25 protein-coding genes are annotated in these 25,058 nt (G+C 63.8%); 2 read left to right on the top strand and 23 right to left on the bottom strand.

Going from position 1 to position 25,058, the window contains the following annotated elements; translation table 11 throughout:
• The 6 genes from BN2476_RS31380 to BN2476_RS31355 form a co-directional block, all read right to left on the bottom strand.
• The coding region (locus tag BN2476_RS31380) for an acyl-CoA dehydrogenase N-terminal domain-containing protein (protein WP_143811088.1) at positions 1-190 on the bottom strand (190 nt) is incomplete at its 3' end.
• 109 nt (positions 191-299) lie between these two features.
• Positions 300-1,235, bottom strand: coding sequence for an electron transfer flavoprotein subunit alpha/FixB family protein (locus BN2476_RS31375; protein WP_087738074.1), 936 nt, complete (start codon positions 1,233-1,235; stop codon positions 300-302).
• Between the two features lie 35 nt (positions 1,236-1,270).
• A complete protein-coding gene (locus BN2476_RS31370) occupies positions 1,271-2,020 on the bottom strand; it encodes an electron transfer flavoprotein subunit beta/FixA family protein (RefSeq protein ID WP_087738073.1) in 750 nt (249 codons plus the stop codon).
• 290 nt (positions 2,021-2,310) lie between these two features.
• On the bottom strand, positions 2,311-3,111 hold the full coding sequence (locus BN2476_RS31365) for a MetQ/NlpA family ABC transporter substrate-binding protein (protein WP_087738093.1): 801 nt from the start codon (positions 3,109-3,111) through the stop codon (positions 2,311-2,313).
• Positions 3,112-3,137: 26 nt separating this feature from the next.
• Positions 3,138-3,791 (bottom strand): methionine ABC transporter permease, encoded by a 654-nt coding sequence (locus tag BN2476_RS31360; protein ID WP_087738091.1) that lies wholly within the window; start codon positions 3,789-3,791, stop codon positions 3,138-3,140.
• The gene (locus BN2476_RS31355; protein WP_087738092.1) at positions 3,781-4,815 is read right to left on the bottom strand and encodes a methionine ABC transporter ATP-binding protein; all 1,035 of its coding nucleotides are present in this window, start codon (positions 4,813-4,815) and stop codon (positions 3,781-3,783) included. The genes BN2476_RS31360 and BN2476_RS31355 overlap by 11 nt, the downstream gene beginning before the upstream one ends.
• Before the next feature lie 238 nt (positions 4,816-5,053).
• Here BN2476_RS31355 and BN2476_RS31350 point away from each other — a divergent pair, with 238 nt between their 5' ends.
• Positions 5,054-5,932, top strand: a complete 879-nt coding sequence (locus tag BN2476_RS31350; protein ID WP_087738072.1) for an alpha/beta hydrolase — start codon at positions 5,054-5,056, stop codon at positions 5,930-5,932.
• A gap of 18 nt (positions 5,933-5,950) precedes the next feature.
• Here the strand turns inward: BN2476_RS31350 and BN2476_RS31345 are convergent, their stop codons facing one another.
• Both BN2476_RS31345 and BN2476_RS31340 read right to left on the bottom strand, forming a co-directional pair.
• The gene (locus tag BN2476_RS31345) at positions 5,951-6,760 is read right to left on the bottom strand and encodes an enoyl-CoA hydratase (protein WP_087738071.1); all 810 of its coding nucleotides are present in this window, start codon (positions 6,758-6,760) and stop codon (positions 5,951-5,953) included.
• A gap of 33 nt (positions 6,761-6,793) precedes the next feature.
• Positions 6,794-7,717 (bottom strand): histone deacetylase family protein, encoded by a 924-nt coding sequence (locus BN2476_RS31340; protein WP_087738070.1) that lies wholly within the window; start codon positions 7,715-7,717, stop codon positions 6,794-6,796.
• A 206-nt stretch (positions 7,718-7,923) separates the two neighbouring features.
• Between BN2476_RS31340 and mltB the strand changes: the two genes are divergently transcribed.
• Positions 7,924-9,135 (top strand): lytic murein transglycosylase B, encoded by a 1,212-nt coding sequence (mltB, locus tag BN2476_RS31335; RefSeq protein WP_087738069.1) that lies wholly within the window; start codon positions 7,924-7,926, stop codon positions 9,133-9,135.
• An 86-nt stretch (positions 9,136-9,221) separates the two neighbouring features.
• On the opposite strand, the gene cysM is transcribed toward mltB, so the two are convergent.
• The 15 genes from cysM to serC form a co-directional block, all read right to left on the bottom strand.
• Positions 9,222-10,124 (bottom strand): cysteine synthase CysM, encoded by a 903-nt coding sequence (cysM, locus tag BN2476_RS31330; RefSeq protein WP_087738068.1) that lies wholly within the window; start codon positions 10,122-10,124, stop codon positions 9,222-9,224.
• 393 nt (positions 10,125-10,517) lie between these two features.
• Positions 10,518-10,886 (bottom strand): ComEA family DNA-binding protein, encoded by a 369-nt coding sequence (locus BN2476_RS31325; protein WP_087738067.1) that lies wholly within the window; start codon positions 10,884-10,886, stop codon positions 10,518-10,520.
• A 76-nt stretch (positions 10,887-10,962) separates the two neighbouring features.
• Entirely contained in the window at positions 10,963-11,955 is a 993-nt protein-coding gene (rfaD, locus tag BN2476_RS31320; RefSeq protein ID WP_087738090.1) for an ADP-glyceromanno-heptose 6-epimerase, read from the bottom strand.
• 79 nt (positions 11,956-12,034) lie between these two features.
• Entirely contained in the window at positions 12,035-13,033 is a 999-nt protein-coding gene (gene rfaE1, locus BN2476_RS31315; RefSeq protein ID WP_087738066.1) for a D-glycero-beta-D-manno-heptose-7-phosphate kinase, read from the bottom strand.
• Entirely contained in the window at positions 12,990-14,402 is a 1,413-nt protein-coding gene (locus BN2476_RS31310; RefSeq protein ID WP_087738065.1) for a UDP-glucose dehydrogenase family protein, read from the bottom strand. The genes rfaE1 and BN2476_RS31310 overlap by 44 nt, the downstream gene beginning before the upstream one ends.
• A 90-nt stretch (positions 14,403-14,492) precedes the next feature.
• Positions 14,493-15,668: a lipopolysaccharide assembly protein LapB gene (gene lapB / locus BN2476_RS31305; RefSeq protein WP_087738064.1), complete on the bottom strand. Its 1,176-nt coding sequence runs from the start codon at positions 15,666-15,668 to the stop codon at positions 14,493-14,495.
• A gap of 53 nt (positions 15,669-15,721) precedes the next feature.
• On the bottom strand, positions 15,722-16,015 hold the full coding sequence (locus BN2476_RS31300) for a LapA family protein (protein WP_087738089.1): 294 nt from the start codon (positions 16,013-16,015) through the stop codon (positions 15,722-15,724).
• Positions 16,016-16,314: 299 nt separating this feature from the next.
• On the bottom strand, positions 16,315-16,638 hold the full coding sequence (locus tag BN2476_RS31295) for an integration host factor subunit beta (RefSeq protein ID WP_087738063.1): 324 nt from the start codon (positions 16,636-16,638) through the stop codon (positions 16,315-16,317).
• Between the two features lie 22 nt (positions 16,639-16,660).
• Entirely contained in the window at positions 16,661-18,391 is a 1,731-nt protein-coding gene (gene rpsA / locus BN2476_RS31290; RefSeq protein WP_087738062.1) for a 30S ribosomal protein S1, read from the bottom strand.
• A 161-nt stretch (positions 18,392-18,552) separates the two neighbouring features.
• Positions 18,553-19,239 (bottom strand): (d)CMP kinase, encoded by a 687-nt coding sequence (cmk, locus tag BN2476_RS31285; protein ID WP_087738061.1) that lies wholly within the window; start codon positions 19,237-19,239, stop codon positions 18,553-18,555.
• Between the two features lie 49 nt (positions 19,240-19,288).
• Positions 19,289-20,593, bottom strand: a complete 1,305-nt coding sequence (gene aroA, locus BN2476_RS31280) for a 3-phosphoshikimate 1-carboxyvinyltransferase (RefSeq protein ID WP_087738060.1) — start codon at positions 20,591-20,593, stop codon at positions 19,289-19,291.
• Between the two features lie 18 nt (positions 20,594-20,611).
• Positions 20,612-21,586, bottom strand: coding sequence for a prephenate dehydrogenase (locus tag BN2476_RS31275; protein ID WP_087738059.1), 975 nt, complete (start codon positions 21,584-21,586; stop codon positions 20,612-20,614).
• Positions 21,587-21,636: 50 nt separating this feature from the next.
• Complete coding sequence (gene hisC, locus BN2476_RS31270) at positions 21,637-22,749, bottom strand: histidinol-phosphate transaminase (RefSeq protein ID WP_087738058.1); 1,113 nt, start codon at positions 22,747-22,749, stop codon at positions 21,637-21,639.
• Positions 22,750-22,809: 60 nt separating this feature from the next.
• Positions 22,810-23,892 carry a prephenate dehydratase gene (gene pheA, locus BN2476_RS31265; RefSeq protein WP_087738057.1) on the bottom strand — a complete coding sequence of 361 codons (1,083 nt, stop codon included), beginning with the start codon at positions 23,890-23,892 and terminating at the stop codon, positions 22,810-22,812.
• A gap of 70 nt (positions 23,893-23,962) precedes the next feature.
• Positions 23,963-25,045, bottom strand: coding sequence for a 3-phosphoserine/phosphohydroxythreonine transaminase (gene serC, locus BN2476_RS31260; RefSeq protein WP_087738088.1), 1,083 nt, complete (start codon positions 25,043-25,045; stop codon positions 23,963-23,965).
• Positions 25,046-25,058: the final 13 nt, after the last annotated feature.

The raw sequence follows: 25,058 nt of genomic DNA, 5'->3' as shown, positions 1-25,058 counted from the left end.
TCGGGTTCCGGTCGCCTTCTACGTTCAGCGGCGCCAGCACTTCGCCGCACAGTTTCGCGGATTCTTCGATCACGGCCTGAGCCGTTTCAAGGCCGGCTTCTTCGAAGCCAGGCAATGCAGCGACGTCGTCAAGCCCCGCCAGTTCCCGCATCACGAACATCATGTCCTTGATGGGTGCCGTGTAGCTCATTTGTGCCTCCTCCACGACTTCGATAAAAAAGGGGCGCTGGATTCAACATCCTCGCGCCCCTTTGTCTGGTGCCTGACTGTCGTGCGCCGTCATGCGGCGCGGTGTTCTATCAGCCGAGTGCGTTCACCAGTTCCGGCACGAGCGTGAACAGATCGCCGACGAGACCATAGTCCGCGACGCTGAAGATCGGCGCCTCTTCGTCCTTGTTGATCGCGACGATCACCTTCGAGTCCTTCATGCCCGCCAGGTGCTGGATCGCACCCGAAATGCCCACCGCGATGTACAGCTGCGGCGCGACGATCTTGCCCGTCTGGCCGACCTGGTAGTCGTTCGGCACGTAGCCCGCATCGACGGCTGCGCGCGAGGCGCCCATTGCTGCACCCAGCTTGTCGGCCAAAGGCTCGAGCACCTTCGTGTAGTTCTCGCCGCTGCCCAGACCACGGCCACCCGATACGATGATGTTTGCGCTGGTCAGTTCCGGACGGTCCAGCTTCGTGACTTCACGGCTCACGAACTGCGAGACGCCCGCATCGGCTGCGGCTTCGATCTTCTCGACCGACGCGCTGCCGCCTTCCGCCGCGACCGGGTCGAAGCCCGTTGCGCGCACCGTGATGACCTTGACCGGGTCGGCCGATTGCACGATCGCGATCGCGTTGCCCGCGTAGATCGGGCGTTCGAACGTGTCGGCGCTATCGACGGCCGTGATGTCGCTGATCTGCGCGACGTCGAGTTTCGCGGCAATGCGCGGCGCGATGTTCTTGCCGTAGGCCGTCGCGGGCGCAAGGATGTGCGAGTAGTCCTTCGCGATGTTCAGCACCGTCGCCTCGACGTTTTCCGCCAGGCCCGCTTCGAGTTGCGGCGCGTCGGCGAGCAGCACTTTCGCGACGCCTGCAATCTTCGATGCAGCTTCCGCGGCTGCCTGTGCGTTGTGGCCCGCGACCAGCACATGAATGTCGCCACCGATCTTCTGTGCGGCAGCGACCGTGTTCAGCGTCGCGGCCTTGATCGACGCGTTGTCGTGTTCAGCAATTACCAGAATCGTCATTTCATTCGTCTCCGCTTTCCGTAAATTCGCGTCGATCAAAGCACCTTGGCTTCCGTCTTGAGCTTCTCGACCAGCGTCTTCACGTCCGGCACCTTCACGCCGGCGGAGCGCTTGGGCGGCTCACTGACCTTCAGCGTCTTCAGACGCGGCGTCACATCGACGCCCAGGTCTTCGGGCTTCACGGTCTCAAGCGGCTTCTTCTTCGCCTTCATGATGTTGGGCAGCGTGACATAGCGCGGCTCGTTGAGGCGCAGATCCGTCGTCACGACAGCGGGCAGCTTCAGCGACAGCGTTTCCGCGCCGCCATCGACTTCACGCGACACCGTCGCCTTGCCATCGGCCACTACGACCTTCGATGCAAACGTCGCCTGCGGCAGACCCGCCAGCGCGGCGAGCATCTGGCCCGTCTGGTTCGAGTCGTCGTCGATGGCCTGCTTGCCGAGGATCACCAGCGAAGGCTGTTCCCTGTCGACCAGCGCCTTGAGCAGCTTGGCCACCGCCAGCGGCTGCAGGTCTTCATTCGATTCGATGAGGACCGCGCGATCCGCGCCGATCGCCAGCGCCGTACGCAGCGTTTCCTGGCACTGCGTGACGCCGCATGAAACAGCAATGACCTCACTAGCGACACCCGCTTCCTTCAGGCGCACGGCCTCTTCGACGGCAATCTCGTCGAACGGATTCATCGACATCTTCACGTTCGCGATGTCGACTCCCGTGTTGTCCGACTTCACGCGGACCTTCACGTTGTAGTCAACCACTCTTTTGACTGGCACCAGGATTTTCATGCACACGCTCCAAAGTTACGAATACGTCAACCCGACGGACATTATAGCGATAGCCTCCGCGGGAGCCGCCCGGGATTGCTTGATATCGAGGATATCGCTCCCCGATGGCGATGACGGCAATTTCGAACGGTCGTGCTATTCTAGACCGGAAAAAGCCCAAAAGCCAAGTCGGGGTTCCTACCGATACGGCCGCATAGCGGGGCCGGATGCGGCGCACGGCGCCGCGCCGATCATCCTCTGCTCCGACACGCAGCGGCGCGGCGCGCTCCCGCACCACCGCGCCGCATCGATCACCAGGACGCGATCACCGCGCCGCCAAACTTGCTATCGATGAACTGCTTCACTTCCGGCGAGTGATACGCCGCGATCAGCTTCGCCACCCACGGCTTGTTTCGGTCCGACTCGCGGATCGCAATGATGTTCACGTACGGCCCCTTCGGGTCCTCGATCGCGATCGCATCCTGCTTCGGCTTCAGGCCCGCTTCCATCGCGAAGTTCGTGTTGATAGCGGCCGCGTCGACATCGCCGAGCGAGCGCGGAATCTGCGCCGCGTCGAGTTCGACGATCTTCAGCTTCTTCGGGTTCTCGGCGATGTCGAGCGGCGTCGCCTTCAGGCCCGCACCGGCGCGCAGCTTGATCAAGCCCTGCTTTTGCAGCAGAAGCAGCGCGCGTCCGCCGTTGGTCGGATCGTTCGGCACGGCGATCTTCGCGCCCGCCTGCATTTCGGCAAGCGACTTCACCTTCTTCGAATAGATGCCCATCGGGAAGGTCACGGTATCGGCGATCTTGATCAGCTTGTAGCCGCGGTCCTTCACCTGCGCCTGCAGATACGGATCGTGCTGGTAGCTGTTCGCGTCGAGATCGCCGCTCGCGAGCGCCGCATTCGGCTGCACGTAATCGGAGAACTCGATCACCTTGATGTTCAGGCCGTTCTTCGCGGCGACGGTCTTCACCACATCCATCAGTTGCGCGTGCGGACCGCCCGTCACGCCGACCTTGATCGATTCGTCGGCGAACGCGAGCGACGATGCGCCGAACAGCGACACGGCGCCCAATGCGGTCGCGAGCTTCAGAATGAAACGACGTTGCATGACCAAACCTTTATTTTCTAAGAGTGTTATTTGTGGCTCAAACGGCGCACGAGCCAATCCCCGAACGACTGCACCAGTTGCACGAAGACGATCAGGATCACGACGACCGTCACCATCACTTCCGGCAGAAAACGCTGATACCCATAGCGGATGCCGAGATCGCCCAGACCGCCGCCGCCGATCGCGCCCGCCATCGCCGAATAGCCGACCAGCGACACGAACGTGATCGTCAGACCCGCGACGATGCCCGGCAGCGATTCCGGCAAAAGCACCTTGAACACGATCTGCGACGTCGTCGCGCCCATCGCCTGCGCCGCTTCGATCAGGCCGCGATCGACTTCGCGCAGCGCCGTCTCGACAAGCCGCGCGATGAACGGCGCGGCGGCGATCGTCAGCGGCACGACGGCCGCGGCCGTGCCGATCGACGAGCCGACGACGAGGCGCGTAAAAGGAATCACGGCAACGAGAAGAATGATGAACGGCGTCGAGCGCACGGCATTGACGACCACGCCCATCACTCGATTGACGCCGAGGTTCTGCAGCACGCCCTGGCGGTCGGTCAGATAGAGCAGCACGCCGAGCGGCAGGCCGACGGCCGCGCCGATCAGTCCCGAGATGCCGACCATGATCAGCGTCTCCCAGAACGACTGCACGAACATATCGAACATTTCACTCAACATGCGACAACTCCTCGACAACCACGCCCTGTTCGCGCAAAAACGCTTGCGCCTGCGCCACCTTCGACGGCTCGCCGCCCGCGAGCACCGCGAGCGAGCCGAACGCCTGCCCCTGAATCTCGTCGATCTGGCCGTGCAGGATGTTGAAGTCCAGCTCGTAGCGGCGAATCGTCTCCGAAAGAATCGGCTGATCGACGCCCGAACCCGTGAACGCGAGCCGCAGCAGATGGCCGCTGCCCGACTTCAGACGCTCCGCGACGCGCGCCTTCAGCGCCGGCGGCAATTCCTGCGCGATCACGTCGCCGATCAGCGCGCGCGTGACTTCGTGATGCGGTTGCAGGAACACGTCGATGATCTTGCCCTCTTCGACCACGCGTCCGTTGTCGAGCACGGCGACGCGGTCGCACACCTGCTTGATCACTTCCATCTGGTGCGTGATCAGCACGACGGTCAGCTTCAGCTCGCGGTTGATGCGCTTGAGCAGATCGAGAATCGCGCGCGTCGTTTCGGGATCGAGCGCGGACGTCGCTTCGTCGGAGAGCAGCACTTTCGGCTTGCTCGCGAGCGCGCGCGCAATGCCGACGCGCTGCTTCTGCCCGCCGCTGATCTGCGCCGGATAGCGGTCCTTCTGCGCCGACAGCCCGACGAGTTCGAGCAGCGGCAGCACATGCGCCTCGATCTCCGCGCGCTTCATGCCGGCCAGTTCGAGCGGCAGTGCGACGTTGTCGAACACCGTGCGCGACGACAGCAGATTGAAGTGCTGGAAGATCATGCCGATCTCGCGGCGCGCCTCGCGCAACTGCGCGGCGGGCATCGTCGTGAGGTCGCGGCCGTCGACGACGACATTGCCTTCCGTCGGGCGCGTCAGCAGATTGATCGTGCGGACCAGCGTGCTCTTGCCCGCGCCGCTGCGTCCGATGATGCCGAACACCTCGCCTTGGGGAATCGACAGATTGACGTTGTGCAGCGCTTCGACCCAGCCCCGTGGCCCCGGAAAACGCTGCGAAAGATTGCGTAGTTCGATCATGAAAAACGAAACGGCGGACTTTGCCAGCAAGCGTCGCACGCTCCAGGCACCGGCCGCCGTGACTTTTATTGGGATTTGAGCCGCCGATTTTACCGCAGACGCGTCATATCCTTTAATAATCAATTAAGAGACTTTCATAACCGGTGGGAATTAGAGGGCTGCCCGGTTCGATCGGCCGCAACGGGCGCGATGCGCGCCGCTATGATCGCCGCACCACGACAACAATCGGAAGATGTCCATGGAGACGACCCGAGCCGCTGCGACTCCCGCGATGCCCCATCCCGAACGGTCGCGCGCCACCACGGCCGACGGCATCGAACTGCCCGTCTACCGATGGCGCGCGGCGGGGATGCGGCGCGCGACAGTCGCCCTTCTCCACGGGCTCGCGGAGCACGCCGGACGCTACGCGGCGCTCGCGCAAGCGCTCAACGCAAACGGCATCGAACTGATCGCGATCGATCTGCGCGGGCATGGCCATGCGCCCGGTCCGCGCGCATGGATCGAGCGCTTCGACGAATATCTGCTCGATGCCGACGCGCTCGTCACAGTGGCCACGCGCAACGACGGACCGCTGTTCCTGATGGGCCACAGCATGGGCGGCGCGATCGCGGCTTTGCACGCGATCGAAAAGCACGCCCATCACGGACGGCCGTTGAACGGCCTGATCCTGTCGAGCCCCGCGCTCGCTCCAGGCCATAACGTGCCACGCTGGATGCTCGCGTTAAGCCAGAAGATCAGCCGCGTGTGGCCACGCTTCCCGGCGATGAAAATCGAAGCCGCGCTGTTATCGCGCGATCGCGCAGTCGTCGAGGCGAACCGGAACGATCCGCTCGTGCATCACGGTCCGATTCCCGCGCGCACGGGCGCCGAACTGCTGCTCGCGATGCAGCGCATCGAGCAAGGCCGGGCGGGCCTGCGCATGCCGCTGCTGACCTGGCACGGCACGGCGGACAAGCTCACCGAGCCCGACGGCAGCCGCGACTTCGGCGCGCACGCCGGCTCACCGGACAAGACGCTGACGCTCTACGAAGGCAGCTATCACGAGACGATGAACGACCTCGATCGCGAGCGCGTGATCGATGCGCTCGTCGACTGGATATTGAAGCGTTCGGAATGAAGCGGACGGACGCGCGGCCTAGCGGCCGGACGTGTGCTTCCAGTCGGGCGGCCGCTTGTCGATGAAGGCCTGCACGCCTTCGAGCGCCGAGTCGTCCATCATGTTGCAGGCCATCGTCTGCCCGGCCAGCTGATACGCCGCCTCGATGCCCATTTCGAGCTGCCGGTAGAACAGGCCTTTGCCTGCTGCGACGGCCTCGCGCGGTTTCGCGCAAATGCTCTTCGCGAGCGCGGCCACCTCGATATCGAGGATGTCGAGCGGCACCACGCGATTCACGAGGCCTTGCTGCTTCGCCGCCATTGCATCGATGAAATCGCCCGTCAGCAGCATTTCGAGCGCGGCCTTGCGCGATACGTTGCGCGACAGCGGCACCGATGGCGTCGCGCAGAAGAGTCCGAGATTGACGCCCGACACGGCGAAGCGCGCGATGTCGGCGGCCACGGCGAGATCGCACATCGCCACCAGCTGACAGCCCGCTGCCGTCGCGACGCCGTGCACGCGCGCGATCACCGGCTGCGGCATGCGCTGGATCGCGAGCATGACTTTCGTGCAGCGCGCGAAGAGCGCCTGGTAATAATCGAGCGACGGTGCGGCGCGCATTTCCTTCAGGTCGTGACCGGCGCAGAACGCGCGGCCCGCGCCCGCGATCACCACCACGCGCGCATCGCTCTTCGCGATGTCGGCGAGCCTGGTCTGCAGTTCGTCGAGCAGCGCCTCCGACAGCGCATTGAACGCGTCCGGCCGGTTCAGCGTGAGACGCACGACACCGGGCACATCATAGGCATCGTGCGTAACATCGATCAGCGGGCCCGTTGCATCGCTATTCATGATGAGCTTTCCTCCCGTGCGCGGCGCTCGCGTTCAGATGCCCGCGAGCGTGCGCACATGCGCGACGACGCTGCGTCCGAGCGCCGACAGGTTGTAGCCGCCTTCCAGACAGCTGACGATGCGCCCTTGCGCGTACTTGTCCGCGACATGGCGAATCTGCTCGGTGATCCACACGTAGTCGTCCTCGACGAGCCCCATGTTGCCGAGATCGTCCTCGCGATGCGCGTCGAAGCCCGCCGACACGAACAGCATCTGCGGCTTGAATGCATCGAGACGCGGCAGCCAGATCATGTCGATTGCCTCGCGCACGACCATCCCCTTCGAACGCGCCGCGATGGGCACGTTGCACATGTTCGGCGCCTGGTTGTCAGCGCCCGTGAACGGATAGAACGGGTGCTGGAAGATGCTGCACATCAGCACGCGCGAATCGTTCGAGAACGCGGCCTCCGTACCATTGCCGTGGTGCACGTCGAAATCGATGATCGCGACGCGCTCGAGGCCATGTACTTCGAGCGCGTGCCGCGCGGCGATCGCGACGTTGTTGAAGAAGCAGAAGCCCATTGCGCGCGCAGGCTCCGCGTGATGGCCCGGCGGACGCACGCTGCAAAACGCGTTGTCGTAACGTCCTTCGATGACGGCGTCGGTGGCCGCAACAGCCGCGCCCGCCGCGCGCATCGCGGCCGTCCACGTATGCGGATTCATCGACGTGTCGGGATCGATCTCCGCATAGCCGGAGCCCGGCGAGCGCTCGCGGATGTAGTCGACATGTGCCTTCGTATGCACGCGCAGCAACGCGGACTCGTCGGCAAGCGGTGCGGACTCTCGTTCGATCAACTCGCCGATGCGGCTCGCGATCAGTTGGTCTTCGATTGCCTGCAGGCGCGCGGGGCATTCGGGATGCCATTGCCCCATCTCATGTTGCAGACAGTCTGCGTGTGTATAGAAGCCGGTTGCCATGAGTCTATTTCGGGCGGCGCGCCGCGCGAGGCGTGCGAGGGGCACCGCGTGTCTCCGTCCATGAGCGCAAGGGGTTGCGCGAATACTACGAACTTACCACACGATGCGCCAGGACCGCGCTGGCGCAACGCTTCTACACAGATTGGCGAACCTCGTCGGGTATACTCCCCCGTAACTTTTTTGCCCGCACACACCCTCAGTTCACTATGACCGTCAAGCTTGCACTGTCCGCTCAACATCGGCTACGCGCAACGACTGTAGCCGCCGCACTGACCGTCGCGTGGTGCGTGTTCGCGGGAGCCGGCCCGGCCTCGGCGCAAACCGTCAAAAGCAGGCCGCGCGCGCTGCTTGCGCAAAGCCAGCCGGAACAGCCGACGCAAGGACAGACGTTCGAAGAAGAGATCGTTCCGCAGCGCTATGCGAACAACGGCAATGTCGATGCATTCGTCAACGACATGGTCGCGCGCTATGACTTCGATCCCACCGCGTTGCATGCCCTCTTCGCGCGCGTGAGCTATTCGGCGACGGCCGTGAAACTCGTGACGCCATCGCCGACGCCGTCGATCAAGAACTGGCGTGTGTATCAGGCGCGCTTCCTCGATCCCGTCCGCATCAACGCGGGCGTGAAGTTCTGGCGCGCGAATCAGGCAACGTTGCAGCGCGCGTACGAGCAGTACGGCGTGCCGCCGGAAGTGATCGTCGGCATCATCGGCGTCGAGACGATTTATGGGCGCTACATGGGCAACTTCCGTGTGCTCGACGCGCTCACCACGCTCTCGTTCGATTACCCGGGCACGCCCAATCGCGACGAACGCCAGGCGACGTTCCGCAAGAATCTCGAAGACTATCTGGTGTGGACGCGCGACGCGCAGATCGATCCGACGACAGTACTCGGCTCGTACACGGGCGCGATCGGCATTCCGCAATTCCTGCCCAGCAGCATCGTCCAGTATGCGGTTGACTACGAAGGCAACAAGAAGATCGATCTGCGCACGAGCCAGGCCGATGCGATCGGCAGCGTCGCGAACTATCTCAGGCAGAACGGCTGGGAAACGGGCCGGCCCGTCGTGTGGAACATCGCGACAGATACGGGCAGCCTCGGCATCGCGCAGGCGGCCGCGACGGGCGCGCCGGAACCGCGCTGGTCGCTGCAGCAACTGCTGAAGGCGGGCATGCTGATGAACCAGCCGGGCCTCGACACGCGCACGGAAGCGGGTACGCCCGTCACCGTGGTCGATCTGCCGTCGCCGGGCCGGCCGACGGAATTTGTGCTGGGGCTGAAGAACTTCTACGTGCTCACGCGCTACAACCGCAGCTTCTTCTATGCGCTCGCCGTGTATGAACTCGGTGAGCGCGTGAAGGCGCAACTGGATGCGAGTTCGGTGGGCAATGCATCGGTGCCTGCCGCGTCTCAGTAGTCGACTGACTGTCGATGTGATTCATGAAAAACGCCGGCAGTTGCCGGCGTTTTCTCCTATGGCATGCCACATCTGGCATGTCATGTTTATGCAGGGAACACGCCCGTCGACAGATAGCGGTCGCCGCGATCGCACACGATGAACACGATCGTCGCGTTCTCGACCTGGCGCGCGATACGCAGCGCCACTTCGCACGCGCCCGCTGACGAGATGCCGCAGAACACGCCTTCGACGGCCGCCATCCGGCGCGCCATCGCTTCAGATGCCGACTGGCTCACGTTCTCGACGCGATCGACGCGGCTGCGGTCGAAAATCTTCGGCAGATATGCCTCGGGCCATTTGCGGATGCCCGGAATGCGCGAGCCCTCTTCCGGCTGAGCGCCGATGATCTCAATGGACGGCTTCTGTTCCTTCAGATACTGCGACACGCCCATGATCGTGCCCGTCGTGCCCATCGCCGACACGAAATGCGTGATGCGGCCTTCCGTGTCGCGCCAGATTTCGGGGCCCGTCGCTTCGTAGTGCGCGATCGGATTGTCGGGGTTGCCGAACTGGTCGAGGATGATGCCTTTGCCTTCGCGCTGCATCTGCTCGGCGAGATCGCGCGCGTATTCCATGCCGCCTTTCACAGGCGTCAGCAGGATTTCGGCGCCGTATGCCGCCATGCTCTGACGCCGCTCCAGCGACAGGTCTTCCGGCATGATCAGGATCATCTTGTAGCCGCGGATCGCCGCCGCCATTGCGAGCGCGATGCCCGTGTTGCCGCTCGTCGCTTCGATCAGCGTGTCGCCCGGCTTGATGCGCCCGCGCAGTTCGGCTTTCTTGATCATCGAAAGCGCCGGGCGGTCTTTCACCGATCCCGCCGGATTGTTGCCTTCGAGCTTGCCCAGCACAACGTTGTTGCGGCTGCGGATGTCGTCGTCCACAAGGCGGACGAGCTGGATGAGAGGCGTGTTGCCGATCGTGTCTTCAATCGTTTTGTAAGCCATGTCGTTGTGTGCTGTGACGATGCGCGGAGTCTTGAATCCGTCGATTTTAAACCAGCATCCGGATGGCCGCCCGCAGCCCCTAATGGCTGCATGGATGCCACCGGGTTCCTGTCCTGTCGCATGTGACTACGATGTGGCCGCGATGTGGCTGCATACAGGGAGGCATTCGCCGCTCTTTCGACGGCAAACGGAATACGCGATCTCCTGCGACGACCGGTCGCGCAAACGCAAAAAGCCGCGGCAGGCTGGATCTGCCGCGGAAGCCAGTCATTTGCATGACGGCTGAAGGGAGCGGTTGCCACAACTCCGGCCAGAAGGAAAGATGGATGGCACTGGACGAGCGCCCGCCGCGCGCGAGCGTTGCCGCGCATGTCAGGCGCTCAGTTCATGCGGCTATTTCTTGACCACCACGGCGGCGTCGTTCTTCGCAGCGGGCGCGGCTTTCGCGTGAGCCGGCGCAGCCTGTGCGCCAGCAGCAGCGACAGTCGCCGCACCAGCGCCCGATGTGCCGACAGCGAGGCCCTCGGCCTGGAGACGCTCGACGGTATGACCGCCGAGACCTTTGACACGCTTGCTGAGATCCGCCGCATCCTTGAACGGGCCATGGGCCGCACGTTCGTCGAGGATAGCTTTGGCCTTCGCGGGACCGATGCCCTTGATGCCACGCAGCCCGGCCTCGTTAGCGGAATTGACGTCGACCGTAGCGAATGCCTGGCCGAAAGCGGCGAGCATGGCCGCCGTGACGATGACTTTTTTGAACATATGGAATCTCCCTGAAACGCCGGCCGGTGACGATCACCGACCGGGAGACTCCAGTGTAGAGAGGCGTACGAACGATTTACACCTGGCCGAACAGCCAACGCACGTAGCGATCGACGCCTTCCTGCACTGTCAGGAACGGGGCCTCGTAGCCCACTGCGCGCAGCTTCGTCTGATCGGCTTGAGTGAAGCACTGGTACTTGCCGCGCAGCGCATCGGGGAACGGAATGTACTCGATCAGCCCGCGCTGCACCAGCTCGGCGAGCGACAGCGCCGGCTCGCCGTCGAGCACGCGCAGCGTGTTGACGACCGTCGAGGCGATGTCGTTGAACGGCTGCGCGCGGCCGCTGCCCAGATTGAAGATGCCCGACTTCTCCGGATGATCGAGGAAATACAGGTTGACCTTCGCGACGTCTTCGACGGAAACGAAATCGCGCGTCTGCTCGCCTGCTGCGTAGCCGTTGTACTCGCCGAACAGCTTGACCTTGCCTTCGGCGCGGAACTCGTTGAAGTTGTGGAACGCGACGGAAGCCATGCGCCCCTTATGCGCCTCGCGCGGCCCATACACGTTGAAGTAGCGGAAGCCGACGATCTGGCTCTTCGCGGTGGGCAGCACGCGGCGGATCACCTGGTCGAACAGGAACTTCGAATAGCCGTACACGTTGAGGGGCGCTTCGAACTCGCGCTCCTCGACGAAGCGCGACGAGCCGCCATACGTCGCCGCCGACGATGCATACAGAAACTGCACGCCCTGCGCGAGGCACGCGTCGAGCACCGCGCGGCTATAGCGAAAGTTGTTGTCCATCATGTAGCGGCCGTCGGTTTCCATCGTGTCCGAGCAGGCGCCTTCGTGGAAAATCGCGCGCACCTTGCCGAAGTCGCCGCGCGCAAAACGCTCGACGAATTCCGTCTTGTCGATGTAATCGACGATTTCGCAGTCGACGAGATTCTTGAACTTGTCGGCGCGCGTCAGGTTGTCGACGGCGATTATGCTGTCTTCACCGCGCTCGTTGAGCGCCTTGACGATATTGCTGCCGACAAATCCAGCCGCGCCGGTGACGATGAGGGTCATGGTCGTCCTGATGAGATGAGAGTCAACGGATGCGGAGATGAGCTGCGCGCCGCGCTGCATGAGCCGGCGCGCGGCGACATCAATGAAAGAGTTCGTCGTAGTCGACGGTGGCTGTGCCGAGCTTGGCGACCACGATGCCCGCTGCTCGATTCGCGAGTGTGACGGCTTCGTCGAGCGGCAGGCCCGCGCCGATCATCACGGCGAGCGTCGCGATCACGGTATCGCCCGCGCCCGACACATCATACACTTCGCGAGCTACAGCCGATGCGTGCAGAATGCCTTCGTCGGAGAAGAGCGTCATGCCTTCTTCGGAGCGCGTGAGCAGCAGCGCCTTCAGCTCCAGTTCGGCGCGCAGCTTCGTCACGCGCGCGAGCAGATCGGCTTCCGACTTCCACTGCCCGACCACCTCGCGCAGTTCTGCGCGGTTCGGCGTGATCAGCGTCGCGCCGCGATAGCGCTCCCAGTCGTCGCCCTTCGGATCGACCAGCACCGGCTTGCCTGCCGCGCGCGCCTTCTCGATCATCTTCGTGACGTGCGTGAGACCGCCCTTCGCGTAGTCCGACATCAGGATCACGTCGTGCGTCGGCAGCAGCGCGTCGTAGCGCGCGAGGCCCGCGAGCAGCGCTTCGTGCGCGGGCGCCCTTTCGAAGTCGACGCGCAGAAGCTGCTGCTGACGCGACAGCACGCGCAGCTTGATCGTCGTCGGCAACTCGGGGTCGCGCTCCAGATGCGGTGCGACGCCGCTATCGCCGAGCAGTTGCACGACGCGCTCGCCCGGCTCGTCGTGGCCGACGACGCACAGCAAGCCTGCCTGCGCGCCAAGCGCCGCGGCGTTGCGCGCGACGTTCGCCGCGCCGCCCAGACGGTCTTCCTGCTTCTGCACGAGCACCACGGGAACGGGCGCCTCCGGTGAAATGCGATTGACGTCGCCGAACCAGTAACGGTCCAGCATCACATCGCCGACAACCAGCACGCGCGCCGCCGCGAGGCGCTCGCGCGCGACGATGCCCACCTCGGGTGCGAGCGCCGCGCCTTCAGGTACGGTCGGAGTCGGATGTAGATTCAGCGGGTCGTGCATACGGACGTCCAATCGAGTGATAGTCGATGCCGAGTTCGGCCATCGCGTCAGGTTCATACAGATTGCGGCCGTCGAAGATCAACGGCGTCTTCAGTTCGGCCTTCATATGCACGAAGTCCGGGCTCTTGAATTCCTTCCATTCCGTGACGATGACGAGTGCATCGGCGCCCGCCAGCGTCTCGTCCTGCGTGCTCGTGAAGTGCAGGCGCGCCTGCTGGTCGGGTACTCCGGCGAGGTCGAGCGCGAAGACGCGCTTCGCTTCCGTCGTCGCGACGGGGTCGTACGCGTGCACCGTCGCGCCGCGCGCGAGCAGTTGCGCGATCACGCGGCGGCTCGGCGCCTCGCGCATGTCGTCGGTGTTCGGCTTGAACGACAGGCCCCATACGGCGAACGTGCGGCCGCTCAGATCGTCGCCGAGTGCGGCCGTGATCTTGCGCACGAGCACTTCCTTCTGCTCGTGGTTCACCTCCTCGACGGCTTCCAGAATGCGCAGATTGTGCCCCATCTCGTTGCCCGTGCGGATCAGCGCCTGCACGTCCTTCGGGAAGCACGAGCCGCCGTAGCCGACGCCCGCATACAGGAAGTGATAGCCGATGCGCGGGTCCGAGCCGATGCCGTGGCGCACGGCTTCGATGTCCGCGCCGACCGTGTCGGCCAGATTCGCCATCTCGTTCATGAACGAGATGCGCGTGGCAAGCATCGCGTTGGCCGCGTATTTCGTGAATTCCGCCGAGCGCACGTCCATGTACAGCGTGCGGTCGTGGTTGCGGTTGAACGGCGCGTAGAGGCGGCGCATCTTTTCGCGCGCCTTGTTGCCGTCCGCATCGTTGTCGATGCCGACCACGATGCGGTCGGGGCGCATGAAGTCATCGACGGCCGCGCCCTCTTTGAGGAATTCCGGGTTCGAAACGATCGAGAAGCGGTGCTGCGCGCTGCCCGCGAGACCGCGCTTCTGCAGCTCTTCTTCGATAACGGCACGCACACGCTGCGCGGTGCCGACGGGCACCGTCGACTTGTCGACGATCACCTTGAAGCTGTTCATCGTGCGGCCGATATTGCGCGCCGCTTCGAGCACGTATTGCAGGTCGGCGGAACCGTCCTCGTCGGGCGGCGTGCCCACCGCGATGAACTGGACCTCGCCGTGCGCGACGCTCGCCTCGACATCCGTCGAAAACGTGATGCGTCCCGCCGCGCGCGAACGCGCGATGATCTCTTGCAGACCCGGCTCGTGAATCGGCATGCCGCCGTTATTCAGGATTTCGATCTTGCGTGGGTCCACGTCCAGACAGAAAACGTCGTTGCCGACCTCGGCAAGACATGCGCCCGTGACGAGACCTACGTAACCCGTGCCGATAATGGTGATTTTCATACGCTTTCCGGTAGGTGATGCCGGTTCAAAGTTTGAAACTTCAGTGCTGCGCGATGGCCGCTGTCCGCGCTGACGCGCTCGCGACGCATGTCAGCTCGACGCCGTGATCGGCTCGACGCGGCGCGGCGCATAGGTTTCCCAACCACTGCAGCCCGGACACTGCCAATAGAACAGCCGCGCCCGGAAGCCGCAATTCTGGCACGTGTACCGTGGCAGATTCTTGGTCCGCTGACGGATCAGCGTGCGCATCAGTTCCAGTTCGCTGCGGCGCGGCTCTTCGGCCACCGCCTGTTGCGCTTCGAGCAAGCGCGTCATGCCCGCCAGATTCGGCGACTTCTGCATCTGCGTGCGCGCGAGCGCATGCGCCGCCTCCGGGCCGCGCAACGCCGACACGTACTGGTACGCGACGTCGAGCAGATCGTTCGACGGATAGCCGTCGACCCACGTCGTCAGCAGGTCTGCGCCCTCTTCCTGCCGGCCGAGCGTTTCGTAGGCCTTCATGACCTTCTCGGCGACGAGCGGCAGATACGCGGGATTCTGCTCCTCGACGCGCCGCCACTGGACGATCGCCTTGTCGTGATGGCCGGCCGCCGCGTCGACGTCGCCGAACAGAATCGTCGCGCGCACGTTCTGCGGATGCGCCTTCAACGCGAGTTCCAGCTGACGCCGCGCTTCATCGGGCTTCTTCTGCTGCAGCGCTTCCTGCGCGAGCTCGCAGTGAAAATGGCCGATTTCCTTGTCGAGCGACTCGGCGCCCATCGTTTCGAGCCGGCGCGCCGTGTCGATCGATTTGATCCAGTCCTTTTCGATCTGATAGATCGTCAACAGAGCACGTTGCGCGCCTAGCGCATAGTCGCCCGACTGCAGCGCCTTGAACGTCTCTTCCGCGCGATCCAGCAGGCCGGCCTTCAGGAAGTCCTGGCCCAGTTCGTACAACGCATGATCGCGCTCGGTGACGGGCAGATCGGCCCGGTTCAACAGGTTCTGATGCACGCGGATCGCCCGGTCGGTTTCGCCGCGACGGCGGAACAGATTGCCCAGCGCGAAGTGCAATTCGACCGTTTCCGGGTCGAGCTTGACGACTTCGATGAACGCGTCGATCGCCTGGTCCGGCTGTTCGTTCAACAGAAAGTTGAGTCCGCGAAAATAGGAACGCGGCAAATTGGCGCTTTCGGAAAGCAGCGCCTTGAGGTCATAACGCGCGGCTACCCAACCGAACGCGAACGCGACGGGTATGACGAGCAGCCACCAGAGGTCTAGATCCATGCGAATGTGCGGGAGTGCGAAAGAGGCCGCGTGGTGCACGCGGCGTGTAAGGGCTAGATGAGCGGCGGCATCGGCGGCTCTTCGACGGCGACGGGCGTTTCGCGCGCCACGCGCAGTTCACGCTTGAGCCGGCCGTTTTCCATCCGCAAGCGGAACATCGCCGGCAATGACGACACCAGGCCGGCCAGCAGGCCCACCACGAAGAACGCCAGTCCGATCAGGATCAAGGGCGCCTGCCACGAATATCCGGCGAGGAAATTCAGCGTAGCGCTCTGCGTATTGGACAGTGCAAGCACCAGCAGCAGCACGAACACCAGCACGCGAATCAGCCAGACGATAAATTTCATGTAGTGATCTCTTGACGGCAGTTGCGGGAGGACGCCGGCCAGATGACGCGTCGCGCCACGGTGTGTGCCCGCGCCGAAGTGACCCGTATTGTAAATGAACGCCATGGCGACTGGCACAAGCGTGCGGATCGTGATGCCTCGCTGTCGTTTAGGGAATGGATGCAGTCCACGTTCCAGACCCGGCACCCTCAAACCGACGGGCGAAAAAAAAGCGCCCAAAGGCGCTTTTTCTGGTCAATGCCGACTGGCGTGGCCACCGGCGAACTTCAACGCGAGCTGCATACTTGCATACGGCCGGCTCAAAGGTCGTCATCCGGCGCTTCGTCTTTCAGAGGCTCGCCCGCGCGACGATCGACGCGTTCACGCAACTCTTTGCCAGGCTTGAAGTGTGGCACGTGCTTCTCAGGCACCAACACCTTTTCGCCCGACTTCGGGTTGCGCCCGACGCGGGATGGACGACGGTTGAGGCCGAAGCTGCCGAAGCCGCGAATTTCGATGCGATGGCCGTTGGCCAGAGCGTCCGACATCGCATCGAGCATCGTCTTCACCGCGAAATCCGCATCCTTGAGGACAAGTTGCGGAAATCGCGTAGCCAGCTGGGCGACCAATTCCGATTTGGTCATACTGCAGCAGACCCCTTAAGTCTTACTGGTTCTGGCCGTCGAGCTTGGCCTTCAGCAGCGCGCCGAGGTTCGTCGTGCCGCTTGCTGCCGAGCTGCTGTCAGCTTGCAGGCCGCGCATGGCTTCCTGCTGCTCAGCCGAGTCCTTCGCCTTGATCGACAGGTTGATGCCGCGCGACTTGCGGTCGATGTTGATGATCATCGCATTGACCTTGTCGCCGTCCTTCAGCACGTTGCGAGCGTCTTCCACGCGGTCTTGCGCGATTTCCGAAGCGCGCAGGTAGCCTTCGACGTCAGCCGTCAGCTGAACCACAGCGCCCTTCGCGTCAACCGACTTGACCGTGCCGTCGACGATCGAACCCTTGTCGTTCATTGCAACGAAGTTGCTGAACGGGTCGCCTTCGAGCTGCTTGATGCCCAGCGAAATGCGTTCCTTCTCGACGTCGATGCCGAGAACGATCGCTTCCACTTCGTCGCCCTTCTTGTACTTGCGAACAGCTTCTTCGCCCGTTTCGCTCCACGACAGGTCCGACAGGTGAACCAGACCATCGATGCCGCCAGGCAGACCGATGAACACGCCGAAGTCGGTGATCGACTTGATGGCGCCCTGGATCTTGTCGCCCTTCTTGAAGTTGCGACTGAAGTCGTCCCACGGATTCGGCTTGCACTGCTTCATGCCGAGGCTGATACGGCGGCGGTCTTCGTCGATCTCGAGAACCATGACTTCGACTTCGTCGCCCAGCTGGACAACCTTCGACGGCGCAACGTTCTTGTTGGTCCAGTCCATTTCCGACACGTGGACGAGGCCTTCGATGCCCGATTCGACTTCAACGAACGCACCGTAGTCGGTGATGTTCGTGACCTTGCCGAACAGACGCGTGCCCGACGGGTAGCGGCGCGAGATGCCTTCCCACGGATCGTCGCCCAGTTGCTTGATGCCGAGCGAAACGCGGTTCTTTTCCTGGTCGAACTTGAGGATCTTCGCGGTGACTTCCTGGCCAACCGACAGCACTTCGCTCGGGTGACGCACGCGACGCCATGCGATGTCGGTGATGTGCAGCAGGCCGTCGATACCGCCGAGGTCCACGAACGCGCCGTAGTCGGTGATGTTCTTGACCACGCCTTCGACGATCGCGCCTTCCTTCAGCGTCTCGAGCAGCTTTGCGCGCTCTTCGCCTTGCGTCGCCTCGATGACGGCGCGGCGCGACAGCACGACGTTGTTGCGCTTCCGGTCCAGCTTGATGACGCGGAATTCCAGCGTCTTGCCTTCGTACGGCGTCGTGTCCTTGACGGGGCGCGTGTCGACCAGCGAGCCCGGCAGGAACGCACGGATGCCGTTGACCATGACGGTCATGCCGCCCTTGACCTTGCCCGTGATCGTGCCCGTCACGAGTTCGTTGTTGTCGAGGGCCTTTTCCAGCGACAGCCACGAAGCCAGACGCTTCGCCTTGTCACGCGACAGGATCGTGTCGCCATAGCCGTTTTCCAGCGCATCGATCGCGACGGAAACGAAGTCGCCCGCCTGCACTTCTACCTCGCCCGCGTCATTCAGGAACTCTTCGAGCGGGATGTAGGCTTCGGACTTGAGACCAGCGTTCACAACGACGAAGTTGTGGTCGACGCGCACGACTTCGGCGGAGATCACTTCGCCAGCGCGCATGTCCTGCTTGGTCAGCGACTCTTCGAACAGAGCCGCAAAAGATTCGGTATTCGGGGTAGAGGTTTGCAGGTCGGACATAAAAATCTGAATTTGCATGGTTTTCGCAGCGTCAGGTGAACCACCATGGTTCAGCACTACGGCAAAGGAGCGAAAGCCATACGGGGTTAAGGGTTAAACAATCGCTTCGCGCTTCGTTCACACTCAGCGGCAAAGCACCTACTCGACAACAAAAACAACTTCGATGCGAGCTTCCGCATTCAGTTCTGCGGAGCCAGCGCCCGGTACCATTGCACCACCTGTTCGACCGCCTGGTCGATCGACAGTGCCGAGGTATCGAGCAACTGCGCATCGGCTGCGGGCTTGAGCGGCGCGGCTTCGCGCTTGCTATCGCGCTCGTCGCGTTCACGCAAATCCCGAAGCAAGTCATCCATATTAGCAGAAAAACCTTTTTGGATCAATTGCTTATGCCGACGGGCCGCGCGCGCCTCGACGCTGGCCGTCAAAAACACCTTCAGCAAGCCGTCAGGAAAGATCACAGTGCCCATGTCGCGGCCATCCGCGACCAGGCCGGGCTGCTTGCGAAAAGCCCGTTGACGGGCCACCAGCGCGGCCCTGACGGGTGCGTGGACGGCAATCGCCGACGCCCGGTTGCCGATTTCCTCGGCGCGGATTTCCGTCGACACGTCGACGCCGTCCAGTTGCGCGATGCCCTCGCGAAACGTGATATGGAGATCGCCGACCAGTTTTGCAAGCGCCTCGGCGTCAGCGGCGGCGATGTTGTAGCGCACGCTGGCGAGCGCCGCGAGCCGGTACAGCGCGCCGCTGTCCAGCAGGTGGAAGCCGAGTTCGGCGGCTACCAGCGCGGCCACCGTGCCTTTGCCGGATGCGGTCGGGCCGTCGATCGTGATGACGGGCGTCTGGTGAAAGGGACGAGTCGATTTCATCTAGAAAGTCGCCCGTCGAAACGGGCGGCGGATGTTGTCAATGCGAGGGTCAGGGTTGAGCGAGCGCAAGGAAGCGCTCGAAATAATCGGGGAACGTCTTGCCGACGCACTTCGGGTCGTTGATCCGCACCGGCACGCCGCCCAGGCTCACCAGCGAGAAGCACATCGCCATCCGGTGATCGTCGTAGGTGTCGATTGCGGCGTTCGGCGTCAGTTTTTCGGGCGGCGTGACGACGAGAAAATCCTCGCCCTCCTGCACCTTCGCGCCGACCTTGCGCAATTCCGTCGCCATCGCGGCGATCCGGTCGGTTTCCTTCACGCGCCAGCTCGCGATATTGCGCAGCGTCGACGTGCCGTCGGCAAACAGCGCCGCCACCGCGATCGTCATGGCCGCGTCAGGAATCAGGTTGAAGTCCATGTCGATCGGATCGAGCTTGCCGTGGTCGTTGCCGACGCCGCGCACCTCGATCCAGTCGTCGCCCATCGTTACGTTCGCGCCCATCTTCGTCAGCGCCGTCGCGAAGCCGACGTCGCCCTGGATGCTCGCGCGGCCCACGCCTTCGACGCGCAGCGGCCCGCCGCCCAACGCGCCCGCCGCGAGGAAGTACGACGCCGACGACGCATCGCCCTCCACCATGATCTTGCCCGGCGACTGATAGCGCACACCGTTCGGAATCGTGAAGCGTTCCCAGCCGAGCCGCTCGACTTTGATGCCGAAGCGGGCCATCAGTGCAATCGTGATCTCGATATAGGGCTTCGAAATCAGTTCGCCCGCCACTTCGACGATCGTCTCGCCGCTTGCCGTCCTGACAAGCGGCAGCGCCATCAGCAGCGCCGTCAGGAACTGGCTCGACACGTCGCCGCGCACGCGGATCGGCGCGTCGACGGAGATTTGCCCCGGTCGGATGCGCAGCGGCGGAAAGCCTTCGTTCTCTTCATAATCGATCTTCGCGCCGATCTGACGCAGCCCGTCGACCAGATCGCCGATCGGCCGCTCGTGCATGCGCGGCACGCCGTGAATGCGGTAATCGCCGCCGTTTACCGCGAGCGCCGCCGTCAGCGGCCGCACGGCCGTGCCCGCGTTGCCGAGGAACAGATCGGCGCGCGCCGCCGGCAGCGCGCCGCGCGTGCCCGTGACGACGCAGGTGTCGCCGTCGCGCTTGAGCTTCGCGCCGAGCTTTTCGAGCGCGTCGAGCATCACGCGCGTGTCGTCGGAATCGAGCAGATTCGTGATCGTCGTCTCGCCCTCGGCCAACGCCGCGAGCAGCAGCACACGGTTCGAAATGCTCTTCGAGCCGGGCAGACGGACCGTGCCGGACGCACGGGAAAATGGTCCGAGATCGAGATGTTCCATATGAATTCCAGTGTCCAGTTATTTCGACGCGTCGTCGGTTGCGGAGCGCGCGGGCGACGGCTGCCGCGACGCTTGTTGCGACGACGCCGCGCGTTCCTGCCACTCGCTGCGTGCCGAGCGCGAGCGTGCGAACACGGCTTCGAGCGTCGCGCCGTCGCCGGCTTCGATCGCCGCGCGCAGACGCGCCAGCACGGCCGTATAGGCGTCGAGTTCGTCGAGCAGCGCCGCGCGGTTCGCCACGCACACGTCGCGCCACATTTCCGGGCTCGACGCGGCAATCCGGGTGAAGTCGCGGAATCCGCCCGCCGCGAACGAGAACTTGAGCGCGGCGTCGGGCGAGTTGAGAATCTGCTCGACGAGCGCGAACGACAACACGTGTGGCAAATGGCTGACCGACGCGAACACGCAGTCGTGCTGCGCAGGCGACATCGCGTGCACACTCGCCCCCGTCGCGCGCCACATGGCGACTACGCGCTCGACCGACGCCGGCGCATTCTCCGGCAACGCGCACAGCACGACGTTGCGGTTCACGTACAGGTCAGGCAGCGCCGCATCGACGCCGCTCGATTCGCGGCCCGCGATTGGATGCCCGGGCACGAACTGGCCGATGCGCTCGCCCAGCGCCGCGCGCGCCGCAGCGACGACATCGGACTTCGTGCTGCCGGCGTCGGTGACGATCGTCGACGGATCGAGAAACGGCGCGATGCGTTCGAGCAGAGGCTGCGTCTGCGCGACGGGCGCCGCGAGCAGAACCAGATCGGCGCCCTTTAGCGCGTCGCGCAGCGCGGCGTCATCGGCAAGCGCTGAGCTCGCATCGATCACGCCCAGCTCCAGCGCGCGTTGCGTCGATGCCGCCGTGCGCCCCACGCCGATCACGCGGCGCTCGCCGCCCACGTCGGCGCGCTCGCGCAGCGCGCGAGCGAGCGAGCCGCCGATCAGCCCGACGCCGAAAATCACCAGTTTGTCGAAAGAGAACGCTGCCACATCAGTCACAGAAAAAACGCGCCTCGCACTCGATGAGGCGCGTGGATTGCATTGAGCGCTCAGGCCGTCGCCAGCGTCTTTTCGAGCGCGGCGATGAACGCCTCGTTTTCTTCGGGCAAGCCGATCGTCACGCGCAGCCACTGCGGCAAGCCGTAGCTGCCCACGGGCCGCACGATCACGCCCTGCTTCAGCAGTTCGAGATTCACGCGATTGCCCGCGCTGTCGTCGTCGCCCACGCGCACCAGCACGAAGTTGCCGTCCGACGGCACGTATTCGAGACCCAGCTTGTCGTACGCTTCCGTCAGCCGGCGATAGCCCTGCGCATTCAGTTCCGCGCTCTTCTGCAGGAAAGGCTTGTCGCTCAGCGCGGCGATCGCGGCCGCTTGCGCCAGCGTATTCACGTTGAACGGCTGACGCAGACGGTTCATCAGATCGGTCAGCTCCGGCTGCGCGATCGCGAAGCCGACACGCAAGCCGGCAAGACCAAACGCCTTCGAAAACGTGCGCGACACGAGCAGCTTCGGATAGCGGCGCACCCACGCGATCGAGTCGTAGCGCTTGTCCGCGCTCAGGTATTCCGTGTATGCCTCGTCGAGCACCACGGCGACGTGGCGCGGCACCTTCGACAGGAACGCTTCGATCGTCGGACCGTCGATGAACGTGCCCGTCGGATTGTTCGGGTTCGCGACGAAAACGAGCCGCGTATCGTCGGTGATCGCGGCGAGCATCGCGTCGAGATCGTGGCCGTACTTCACGGCGGGAACGACGATCGCGCGGGCGCCCAGGCCTTGCGTCGCGAGCGCGTACACGGCGAACGAATACTGCGAGTAGACGATCGACTGGTCCTTCTCGACGAACGCATGTGCGGCCAGTTCGAGAATGTCGTTGCTGCCGTTGCCGAGCGTGATCCAGTCGGCGGGCACGTCGTAGTGCGCGGAGAGCGCCGCCTTCAGTTCGAACGCGTTCGCGTCCGGATAGCGGCCGAGTTCGCTCGCGGCCTGCGCCATCGCCGTCTTCGCGGACTCCGGCATGCCGAGCGGATTCTCGTTCGACGCCAGCTTCACGATGCGCGCTTCGTCCAGCCCGAATTCGCGCGCGACTTCCGAGATCGGCTTGCCAGCCACATAAGGCGCGATCGCGCGAACGTAGGAAGGACCGAAAGACGTTGTCATAGGGCTCTCCGGATAGCTCTGTCCAGGTGTGTTGGTTGGATCGGAATCGAACGCGGCGTGTCAGCGGGCGCGCGGATACGAGCCGAGAATCTTCAGGAAGGCCGCTTTCTGGCCCAGCTCGGCGAGCGCGGCCGCAACGGGCGCATCGTCGCGATGGCCTTCGACGTCGATGTAGAAGTAGTACTCCCACGTGCCGACGCGCGCCGGACGCGACTCGAAACGCGTCATCGACACGCCGTGCCGCGCGAGCGGCTCCAGCAGCTTGAACACCGCGCCGGGTTCGTTCGCCACCGACACGATCAACGACGTCTTGTCGTAGCCGCTCGCGCCCGTCGGCTGCTTGCCGATCATCACGAAGCGGGTGCGGTTGTGCGGGTCGTCCTGGATCAGCGCGTACGTGACTTGCAGACCATACTGGGTCGCGGCGCGGTCGCCGGCGATGGCCGCGATGGTTGGATCTTCCGCAGCCATCCGCGCGGCCTCCGCGTTGCTCGACACCGCCTGGCGCTCGACATGCGGCGCATGCGTGGACAGCCACCGCTGGCACTGCGCCAACGCCTGCGCGTGCGCGCATACGCGGGTCACGCCCGTCAGCGCGCCGTCGAGCGTCAGCAGATTGTGGTGGATCGGCAACGCGAGTTCGCCGCCGATCAGCACCTGCGTTTGCAGCAGCAGATCGAGCGTGCGCGACACCGCGCCTTCCGTCGAATTCTCGATGGGCACGACGCCGAATTCCGCGCCGCCCGCTTCGACCGAGCGGAACACTTCATCGATCGACGAGCACGGCAGCCCTTCGATCGACTGGCCGAAGTATTCGTGCATCGCCTGTTCGCTGTAGGTGCCCGCCGGCCCGAGGTATGCAGCCGTGAGGTTCTTTTCCAGCGCGCGGCTCGCGGCCATGATCTCGCGCCAGATCGCGTCGATGTGCTCGCCGGCAAGCGGGCCCTGACTCATGTCCTGCAGACGCGCGATCACCTGCTGCTCGCGCTCCGGACGAAACACGGGCGCGTTGAAATGCTTCTTCACCTCGCCGACTGCGAGCGCGATGGCAGCGCGCTGATTCAGCAGCGCAATGAGCTGCGCGTCGATCGCGTCGATCCGATCGCGCAGCGGTTTGAGTTGGGAGTTGAGTTCGTCGTCCATGCTTCTAAAGGGCCGCTTCGGGTCCTGTATGGGCCAGTTCGGAAAGGATGCGCGCGCCGTGCCCGAAGGATCACGCGCTGCGCTGTTCAAATTCCCTCATGTACTCGACAAGCGCTTTGACGCCTTCGAGCGGCACCGCGTTGTAAATCGACGCCCGCATGCCGCCGACGGACTTGTGGCCCTTCAGCTGCACCAGCCCGCGCGCTTTCGCGCCGGCCAGGAAATCTTCGTTGCGCGACTCGTCGGCGAGGAAGAACGGGACGTTCATCCGCGACCGCGCGTTGCGCTCGACCTTGTTCAGATAGAAGCGGCTCGAATCGATGGTGTCGTACAGCAGCTTCGCCTTTTCGACGTTGCGCGCCTCGATCGCCTTCAGACCGCCCTGCTTCTTCAACCACTTGAACACGAGCCCAGCGATATAGATCGCGTACGTGGGCGGCGTGTTGTACATCGAATTGTTCAGCGCGACCGTCTTCCACTCGAACGCCGACGGACAGATGGTCATCGAACGGTCCAGCAGGTCTTCGCGCACGATCACGACGGTCACGCCCGCCATGCCGATGTTCTTCTGCGCGCCACCGAACAGCACGCCGTATTTGGCAATGTCCATCGGGCGCGACAGGATGTGCGACGACGCGTCCGCGACAAGCGGAATGTCGCCGAGATCGGGAATCTCGAACGTCTCGACACCGTGAATCGTCTCGTTCGTGCAGAGGTGCACGTAGGCGGGATCATCGGATAGTTTCCACTCGGCGCGCGGCGGGACGCGCGTAAAGCCTTCGGGCGTTTCGCCGCTGGCGGCCAGATTGGCCATGCCGTATTTCTGCGCTTCCTTGAACGACTTCTGCGACCACGAACCCGTCACGACGAAGTCGGCGCGCGCCTTGCGGCCCATCAGGTTCATCGGCACGATTGCGTTTTCGCCGAGCCCGCCGCCTTGCAGGAAGAGAATCTGATGACTGGACGGCACGTGCAGCAAATCGCGCAGATCGGTCAGCGCCTCTTCGTGGATCGTCATGAACTCTTTGCCGCGATGGCTCATTTCCATCACGCTCATGCCGCTGCCGCGCCAATCGAGCATTTCGTCGGCTGCCTGGTGCAGCACGTCTTCGGGCATGGCCGCCGGACCGGCGGAGAAATTGAACACGCGCATCGTGAGAACCCCG

The organism is Paraburkholderia piptadeniae (assembly GCF_900007165.1).
In the GTDB taxonomy this organism is placed as follows: domain Bacteria; phylum Pseudomonadota; class Gammaproteobacteria; order Burkholderiales; family Burkholderiaceae; genus Paraburkholderia; species Paraburkholderia piptadeniae.
The sequence above is the reverse complement of the archived record's forward strand: the minus strand, read 5'-3'. Positions and strand labels throughout refer to the sequence as shown.

Bases quoted from the DNA above. Each gene is read 5' to 3' on its own strand.
- BN2476_RS31375 (WP_087738074.1), bottom strand. From the start codon at position 1,235: ATGACGATTCTGGTAATTGCTGAACACGACAACGCGTCGATCAAGGCC.
- BN2476_RS31370 (WP_087738073.1), bottom strand. From the start codon at position 2,020: ATGAAAATCCTGGTGCCAGTCAAAAGAGTGGTTGACTACAACGTGAAG.
- BN2476_RS31365 (WP_087738093.1), bottom strand. From the start codon at position 3,111: ATGCAACGTCGTTTCATTCTGAAGCTCGCGACCGCATTGGGCGCCGTG.
- BN2476_RS31360 (WP_087738091.1), bottom strand. From the start codon at position 3,791: ATGTTGAGTGAAATGTTCGATATGTTCGTGCAGTCGTTCTGGGAGACG.
- BN2476_RS31355 (WP_087738092.1), bottom strand. From the start codon at position 4,815: ATGATCGAACTACGCAATCTTTCGCAGCGTTTTCCGGGGCCACGGGGC.
- BN2476_RS31350 (WP_087738072.1), top strand. From the start codon at position 5,054: ATGGAGACGACCCGAGCCGCTGCGACTCCCGCGATGCCCCATCCCGAA.
- BN2476_RS31345 (WP_087738071.1), bottom strand. From the start codon at position 6,760: ATGAATAGCGATGCAACGGGCCCGCTGATCGATGTTACGCACGATGCC.
- BN2476_RS31340 (WP_087738070.1), bottom strand. From the start codon at position 7,717: ATGGCAACCGGCTTCTATACACACGCAGACTGTCTGCAACATGAGATG.
- mltB (WP_087738069.1), top strand. From the start codon at position 7,924: ATGACCGTCAAGCTTGCACTGTCCGCTCAACATCGGCTACGCGCAACG.
- cysM (WP_087738068.1), bottom strand. From the start codon at position 10,124: ATGGCTTACAAAACGATTGAAGACACGATCGGCAACACGCCTCTCATC.
- BN2476_RS31325 (WP_087738067.1), bottom strand. From the start codon at position 10,886: ATGTTCAAAAAAGTCATCGTCACGGCGGCCATGCTCGCCGCTTTCGGC.
- rfaD (WP_087738090.1), bottom strand. From the start codon at position 11,955: ATGACCCTCATCGTCACCGGCGCGGCTGGATTTGTCGGCAGCAATATC.
- rfaE1 (WP_087738066.1), bottom strand. From the start codon at position 13,033: ATGCACGACCCGCTGAATCTACATCCGACTCCGACCGTACCTGAAGGC.
- BN2476_RS31310 (WP_087738065.1), bottom strand. From the start codon at position 14,402: ATGAAAATCACCATTATCGGCACGGGTTACGTAGGTCTCGTCACGGGC.
- lapB (WP_087738064.1), bottom strand. From the start codon at position 15,668: ATGGATCTAGACCTCTGGTGGCTGCTCGTCATACCCGTCGCGTTCGCG.
- BN2476_RS31300 (WP_087738089.1), bottom strand. From the start codon at position 16,015: ATGAAATTTATCGTCTGGCTGATTCGCGTGCTGGTGTTCGTGCTGCTG.
- BN2476_RS31295 (WP_087738063.1), bottom strand. From the start codon at position 16,638: ATGACCAAATCGGAATTGGTCGCCCAGCTGGCTACGCGATTTCCGCAA.
- rpsA (WP_087738062.1), bottom strand. From the start codon at position 18,391: ATGCAAATTCAGATTTTTATGTCCGACCTGCAAACCTCTACCCCGAAT.
- cmk (WP_087738061.1), bottom strand. From the start codon at position 19,239: ATGAAATCGACTCGTCCCTTTCACCAGACGCCCGTCATCACGATCGAC.
- aroA (WP_087738060.1), bottom strand. From the start codon at position 20,593: ATGGAACATCTCGATCTCGGACCATTTTCCCGTGCGTCCGGCACGGTC.
- hisC (WP_087738058.1), bottom strand. From the start codon at position 22,749: ATGACAACGTCTTTCGGTCCTTCCTACGTTCGCGCGATCGCGCCTTAT.
- pheA (WP_087738057.1), bottom strand. From the start codon at position 23,892: ATGGACGACGAACTCAACTCCCAACTCAAACCGCTGCGCGATCGGATC.
- serC (WP_087738088.1), bottom strand. From the start codon at position 25,045: ATGCGCGTGTTCAATTTCTCCGCCGGTCCGGCGGCCATGCCCGAAGAC.